This is a genomic window from Pseudactinotalea sp. (genome assembly GCF_048594945.1).
Lineage (GTDB): Bacteria > Actinomycetota > Actinomycetes > Actinomycetales > Beutenbergiaceae > Pseudactinotalea.
The window spans coordinates 1-6,349 of sequence record NZ_JBMDXJ010000116.1 but is presented as its reverse complement, the minus strand read 5'-3'; the positions used below and the strand labels follow the sequence as shown (position 1 = coordinate 6,349).

The following is a 6,349-nucleotide window of genomic DNA, read 5'->3' as shown; positions in this document are numbered from 1 at the left end:
ACATAGCGTCACTGACGGGTCAGCGCTCGGCGAGGGCGTATCCCGGAAACCAGACCAGAACCAAGCCCGATGGCGGTTGCACCGCAACAGCCCGAGAAGAAGGAACCTCACATGGCAGCTCCGCTCGCAGATCGCTCCAAGGCCCTCGAGGCCACTCTCGGTCAGATCGACCGCCAGTTCGGGAAGGGCTCGGTGATGCGCCTCGGCGACGACACCCGCCCGCCGGTCGAGGTCATCTCGACCGGGTCGATCGCCCTCGACGTCGCGCTCGGCATCGGAGGACTCCCGCGCGGCCGCATCATTGAGATCTACGGCCCCGAGTCCTCCGGTAAGACCACGGTGGCGCTGCACGCGGTCGCCAACGCCCAGCGCAACGGCGGCATCGCGGCCTTCATCGACGCCGAGCACGCGCTCGACCCCGAGTACGCCAAGAAGCTCGGCGTCGACACCGATGCGCTGCTCGTGTCCCAGCCGGACACCGGTGAGCAGGCGCTGGAGATCATGGACATGCTGATCCGCTCCGGTGCGCTCGACATCGTCGTCATCGACTCGGTCGCGGCGCTCGTGCCCAAGGCCGAGATCGAGGGCGAGATGGGTGACTCGCACGTCGGTCTCCAGGCCCGCCTGATGTCGCAGGCGCTGCGCAAGATCACCGGTGCGCTCTCGGCCTCCGGTACGACGGCGATCTTCATCAACCAGCTCCGCGAGAAGATCGGCGTGTTCTTCGGCTCGCCCGAGACCACCACCGGTGGCAAGGCGCTCAAGTTCTACGCCTCGGTCCGCATCGACGTGCGCCGCATCGAGACGCTCAAGGACGGCACCGATGCGGTGGCCAACCGCACCCGGGCGAAGGTCGTGAAGAACAAGATGGCCCCGCCGTTCAAGCAGGCCGAGTTCGACATCGTCTACGGCGTTGGCATCTCCCGCGAGGGCAGCCTCATCGACCTCGGCGTCGAGCACGGCATCGTGCGCAAGTCCGGGTCGTGGTTCACCTACGAGGGTGACCAGCTCGGCCAGGGCAAGGAGAACGCTCGCCAGTTCCTCAAGGACAACCCGGATCTCGCGATCGAGATCGAGGAGAAGATCAAGGTCAAGCTCGGCATCGGGGTACGGCCCGAGCAGGCCGCAGCCGAGGCGGCGGCGGAGTCGGGCAAGCCGGCCAAGGCCGTCACGGTCGACTTCTGAGATCGGCAGCCGGTGCGGCGCACGATCGCGCTGCGCCGGCCGGCGAGCCTCGGCTCGAGACGTCGTCACGATGACCGCATGGGTGAACACCGTCAGCCGCAGCCACGTGCTGCGGGGCGTCGAGGGCGGCTTCACACAGGCCAACCACGGCAAGCCGTGGGCGCTGCGGAAGATGCACCGAGGCGACTGGATCGCCTTCTACTCGCCGCGCACTGACTACCCGGACGGGGCGCCGGTGCAGGCGTTCACCGCGATCGGCCAGGTGACCGATGACGAGGCGTACCAGTCCACCGTGTCCGAGGACTTCCAGCCGTGGCGGCGCGACGTCCGGTTCGTCGACGCGCACGAGGCCCCGATCCGGCCCTTGCTTGAGGACCTGCACATGGTCACGGACTCTCGGCACTGGGGGTACGTGTTCCGGCGCGGCGTGATCGAGATCGACCAGCACGATCTTGAGCTCATCCGTGCGGCGATGGGGGTGACCGATGACTGACGCGGAGCATCAGACGCACGAGCAGCGCTTGGAGCGAGCCCGCCGGGTGTTCGAGCACGCCACGCGCGTGGCAGGCGAGGATGGCCACGGACCCGTGGGACCCGAGGCTGGTGCAGGCGAGGGCAGGCAGGGCCGCGACTCCGCCCGGCCACGACGCCGCGGAGGGCGCGGTCGGGCGCCTGCGCAGGAGCCACCGATCACCGGCGCGGCCGCGGTCGATGCGGAGCCCGACGTCGAGGAAGTCGCGCGCACGGTCGCGCTCAACCAGCTCAACCATTCCGCGCGGTCGCGCGGCCAGCTCGCGGAGGCGATGGCACGGAAGGACGTGCCTGCCCACGTCGCGGACCGTGTGCTCGACCGGTTCGAAGAGGTCGGCCTGATCGATGACGCCGAGTACGCGGCGATGCTGGTGCGCACGCGCCAGAGCGAACGCGGCCTGGCGCGCCGCGCGCTCGCCGTCGAGCTCAAGCGCAAGGGCATCGAGGGGGAGGCGGCCGCGCAGGCGCTCGACGCCGTCGACCCCGACGAGGAGGAAGCAGCGGCGCGGCGTGTCGTCGAGAAGCGGCTCCGCTCGATGACCAACCTCGAGCCCGAGGTCAAGAAGCGCCGCCTGGCCGCCATGCTCGCCCGAAAGGGACACCCGGCGGGGATCAGCTATCGGGTCATCGACGAGGCGATGCGGGCAGAGAACGCCGAGGAGTGACCAGTCGCGACCGGTCGCGATCGGCTACTCGCGGTGAGGTGCCGCCACGCCGCCACCACCGCCGCCAGGCCCAGCCACCACGGCACTGGGAGCCTGGGGCCGGGTGCGGCCGCTCGTGCGACTGCTGACACGGCGGGCCAGCCACTCGGCCGTCTTGGACAGCAGCCAGTTGATGACGATGAACACCACGGCCACGCCGATGAGAATCTGCAGCAGACCGCCGCGACCGCCGAGAATCGTCGCGTTGCGCAACAACTCGGTGTAGGTGACGATCGAGCCGAGCGCGGTGTCCTTGAGGATGACCACGAACTGACTGACCAGCGAGGGCAGCATCGCCACGATCGCCTGCGGCAGCTCGATGTTCCAGATCGACTTGCCGCGGGTCATGCCGATCGCCAGTCCTGCTTCGCGCTGGCCCTTCGGCAGACCGTGCACACCTGAGCGGATCAGCTCCGCGATCACGGAGCCGTTGTAGAGCGTGAGACCGATGATCACGCCGACGAACGGCGCTTGACTGGCCGGCACGATCCCGGGGATGGTCCGCGTGAACAGTAGCCAACCGGCGATCATCATGATCAGCACCGGGACAGCCCGGAAGAACTCGACCACGAGACCACAGAACCACCGGATGACCCGGTTGCTCGCGAGGCGTCCGAGGCCGAAGATGAAGCCGAACGCCAGAGCTCCGACCACCGAGACTGCGGCCGCGATCAGCGTCGCCTGCAGACCGGGGAGGAAGTAGTGCTGCCACGTGGAGGCTTCGATCAGCTTGCCCCACAGGGCGGGGGACCACTGGCCCTTCTCGCCCATCTTCACCGCGACGAAGGCGAGCACGCCGAGGAGCGCGACAGCGGCCGCGACGTTGGCGATCGCGGTATTGCGGCGAGCCTTCGGACCCGGCGCGTCGAACAGAACCGTCTGAGCGCTCATCGCGACACCGCCAGCTTCTGGGAGAGGAACGTCGCCAGCAGGCCGACGGGGATGACGATGATCACGAAGCCGACGGCGATGGTCATGAAGATCGGGATCACGTAATTGCTCTCGTTCTCCTGCATCTCCCTCATGAGGATCGCGACTTCAGGAACCGAGACCGCGGCGGCGACGGTGGTGTTCTTGATCAGCGCGATCAGGGTGTTGCCGAGCGGCGCGATCGATCCGCGTAACGCCTGCGGAAAGATCACCAGCCGGGCCGCAGCCAGGAACGGGAGACCGATCGCTCGGGCTGCCTCCGCCTGGCCGACCGGCACGGTGTTGACACCGGAGCGAATCGCCTCGCAGAAGAAGGCCGCGTGATACACCGTCAGGGCGAGCACGGCGAGCCAGAAGAAGTTGGCCGTGAAGTCGCTCGAGAGCCGGATCCCCATCACGGACCACAGCACCGAGATGCAGAACACCATGATGATGGTGAGCGGGGTGTTCCGGAACAGCGTCACGTAGCTGGAGCCGATCCACTGCATGCTCGGTACCGGTGAGACGCGCATGAGTGCCAGGAGCGATCCGAGGATCAGTCCGAAGATGCCGGCGAAGAACGCCAGCCTGATGTTCACCCAGAACGCCCCGGCGATGTCGTAGTTCGACAGCACCTCGAGGAAGTCGCCCACGTGTGCTCCTGCAGGTCGGTCAGACGGACAAGGACAGATCCGGGGGCGGCGCGACTCGCGACGCCCCCGGCTGCCTCAGATCAGGGAGTGCCGGAGCAGTCAGCCATCACCGTCGGCGGGTTCGCGTCCGATGCGGTGTAGCCGGTGCCCTCGGTGTTGCTGGTGACAGCGGCCTCCCACGAACCGTCCTCGATCATCTCGCTGATCGCGGCGTTGATGTCCTCGCAGAGGTCGCTGCCCTCCGCGATGCCGACGCCGTAGTTCTCCGTGGAGAACGGGTTGCCGACCACCTGCAGGTTGCCATCGCCCTGTGACGCGGCGAGGCCCGCGAGGATGATGTCGTCGGTGGTGGCGGCGTCGACGCTGCCGTCCAGCAGGAACTGGGCGCACTGGCTGTAACCCGGCTGCTCGACGAGGTTGACCTCCTCGGCGAACTCGTCCTTGACGCGCTGGGCCGATGTGGAGCCGGACACCGAGCAGAGGTCGAGGCCGTTCAGCGTCTCCGGGCCGGTGATCGTGCCGGCGTCCTCGCTGCGGATCAGCAGGTCCTGACCGGCGATGAAGTACGGCCCGGCGAAGTCGACGACCTCTTGGCGGGTGTCGGTGATCGAGTACGTCGCGAAGATCATGTCGACCTGGCCGTTCTCGAGCATCGTCTCGCGGTTGGCCGAGATGGCCTCGACCCACTCGATCTGGTCCGCCGAGTAGCCGAGCTTGTCGGCCACGTAGGTGGCCACATCGACGTCGAAGCCGGTGTACTCACTGCCATCCTGGAAGCCCAGACCCGGCTGGTCGAACTTGATGCCGATCGTGATGCCGTCGTCGCCTCCGCCAGACTGGCAGCCAGCCAGGGCGAGGGCGCCCACGGCGAGCACACCCGCCACCATGGTGAGTCGTGATTTCCGCATGTCTTCTCCTTCGGTTGCGGTCGTGCTGAAACTCAGTGGGTGAGGATCTTGCCGAGGAAATCCTTGGCTCGGTCGCTCTGCGGGTTCGTGAAGAACGACTCGGGCTCGGCCTCCTCGACGATCTGGCCGTCCGACATGAAGATCACCCGGTCCGCGGCCTTGCGCGCGAAGCCCATCTCGTGGGTCACCACGATCATCGTCATGCCCTCCTTGGCGAGCGAGACCATGACGTCGAGAACCTCGTTGACCATCTCGGGGTCGAGAGCCGACGTGGGCTCGTCGAACAGGATCGCCTTCGGCTGCATCGCCAGAGCCCGCGCGATGGCCACGCGCTGCTGCTGCCCGCCCGAGAGCTGCGCCGGCAGCTTCTCAGCCTGGTTCGCCACGCCGACGCGCTCGAGCAGCTCCATCGCGTGCTTCTTCGCCTCGGCCGGCTTGACCTTCTTCACCTTGATCGGGCCGAGCGTGACGTTCTCGAGGATCGACTTGTGCGCGACCAGGTTGAACGAATGGAACACCATGCCGACGTCGGCACGCAGGCGGGCGAGCGCCTTGCCCTCGAGGGGGAGCGGCTCGCCGTCGAGCGTGATCTCGCCCTCGTCGATCGGCTCGAGCCGGTTGATCGCACGGCACAACGTGGACTTGCCGGATCCCGAGGGCCCCAGAACCACCACGACCTCGCCCTTGCGCACGGTGAGCTCGATGTCCCTCAGCACGTGCAGATCACCGAAGTGCTTCTGCACGCCACTCAGCACGATCAAGGGCTCGTGGCTCGGAGCCGGCATCGCGTCTTCAGGTTCGCGGTCCGACGGCTCGTCGGTGACCGGCGTCACATCCTCGACTGACATGGTTGGCAACCTATCTCGTCAGTGTTTCCTGAGTCACGCGGAACGGTCACAGAACGGACACGGTTCCCGGCAGGCACGGTGTCGGACTCGCGCGGCCCGCCGGGACGTAGAATCGCCGGTCGTGACCGTCGCCGAGCCCACACAGCGCACCTACCTGGTGCGTACGTTGGGCTGCCAGATGAATGCCCACGACTCCGAGCGGATGTCGGGGCTGCTCGAGGACGCCGGGTACGTCCAGGCCGACACCGCCGGCGCGGGTTCGCTGCTGGGCGAGGCCGCCGGGGCCGACGTGGTGGTGATCAATACCTGCGCGGTTCGCGAGAACGCCGCCGGGCGGCTGTACGGCAACCTCGGGCAGCTCGCCGGACTGAAGAAGGAGCGACCAGGCCTGCAGATCGCCGTCGGCGGTTGCCTGGCCCAGCAGGACAAGGCGGGCATCGTCGAACGAGCTCCGTGGGTCGACGTCGTCTTCGGCACGCACAACATCGACGTGCTTCCCGTGCTGCTGGAGCGGGCCCGTCACAACGGTGAGGCGCAGGTCGAGCTCGAGGAGGCCCTCAAGGTCTTCCCCTCGACGCTGCCCACCCGGCGCGAGAGCGCCTACGCAGCGT

General features: G+C 67.6%; 7 protein-coding genes and 1 pseudogene. 4 read left to right on the top strand and 4 right to left on the bottom strand.

Features of this window, described 5'->3' with window-relative positions:
- The first annotated feature begins 111 nt into the window (after nucleotides 1-111).
- From recA to ACOJSN_RS05435, 3 genes are all read left to right on the top strand, one after another.
- Nucleotides 112-1,185: a recombinase RecA gene (gene recA / locus ACOJSN_RS05445; RefSeq protein ID WP_420111491.1), complete on the top strand. Its 1,074-nt coding sequence runs from the start codon at nucleotides 112-114 to the stop codon at nucleotides 1,183-1,185.
- Between the two features lie 70 nt (nucleotides 1,186-1,255).
- Entirely contained in the window at nucleotides 1,256-1,678 is a 423-nt protein-coding gene (locus ACOJSN_RS05440; RefSeq protein WP_420111490.1) for an EVE domain-containing protein, read from the top strand.
- Nucleotides 1,671-2,381, top strand: coding sequence for a regulatory protein RecX (locus tag ACOJSN_RS05435; RefSeq protein ID WP_420111489.1), 711 nt, complete (start codon nucleotides 1,671-1,673; stop codon nucleotides 2,379-2,381). The genes ACOJSN_RS05440 and ACOJSN_RS05435 overlap by 8 nt, the downstream gene beginning before the upstream one ends.
- Nucleotides 2,382-2,405: 24 nt before the next feature.
- Here ACOJSN_RS05435 and ACOJSN_RS05430 read toward each other — a convergent pair whose 3' ends face one another.
- The 4 genes from ACOJSN_RS05430 to ACOJSN_RS05415 form a co-directional block, all read right to left on the bottom strand.
- Nucleotides 2,406-3,311, bottom strand: coding sequence for an amino acid ABC transporter permease (locus ACOJSN_RS05430; RefSeq protein WP_420111488.1), 906 nt, complete (start codon nucleotides 3,309-3,311; stop codon nucleotides 2,406-2,408).
- Nucleotides 3,308-3,982: an amino acid ABC transporter permease gene (locus ACOJSN_RS05425; RefSeq protein WP_420111487.1), complete on the bottom strand. Its 675-nt coding sequence runs from the start codon at nucleotides 3,980-3,982 to the stop codon at nucleotides 3,308-3,310. Before ACOJSN_RS05425 ends, ACOJSN_RS05430 begins: the two co-directional genes overlap by 4 nt.
- Before the next feature lie 80 nt (nucleotides 3,983-4,062).
- Complete coding sequence (locus tag ACOJSN_RS05420; protein WP_420111486.1) at nucleotides 4,063-4,890, bottom strand: glutamate ABC transporter substrate-binding protein; 828 nt, start codon at nucleotides 4,888-4,890, stop codon at nucleotides 4,063-4,065.
- Between the two features lie 32 nt (nucleotides 4,891-4,922).
- Complete coding sequence (locus ACOJSN_RS05415; protein WP_420111492.1) at nucleotides 4,923-5,651, bottom strand: amino acid ABC transporter ATP-binding protein; 729 nt, start codon at nucleotides 5,649-5,651, stop codon at nucleotides 4,923-4,925.
- A 265-nt stretch (nucleotides 5,652-5,916) separates the two neighbouring features.
- Between ACOJSN_RS05415 and ACOJSN_RS05410 the strand changes: the two are divergent.
- Nucleotides 5,917-6,349, top strand: a pseudogene (locus ACOJSN_RS05410) (tRNA (N6-isopentenyl adenosine(37)-C2)-methylthiotransferase MiaB); the annotation flags it as partial.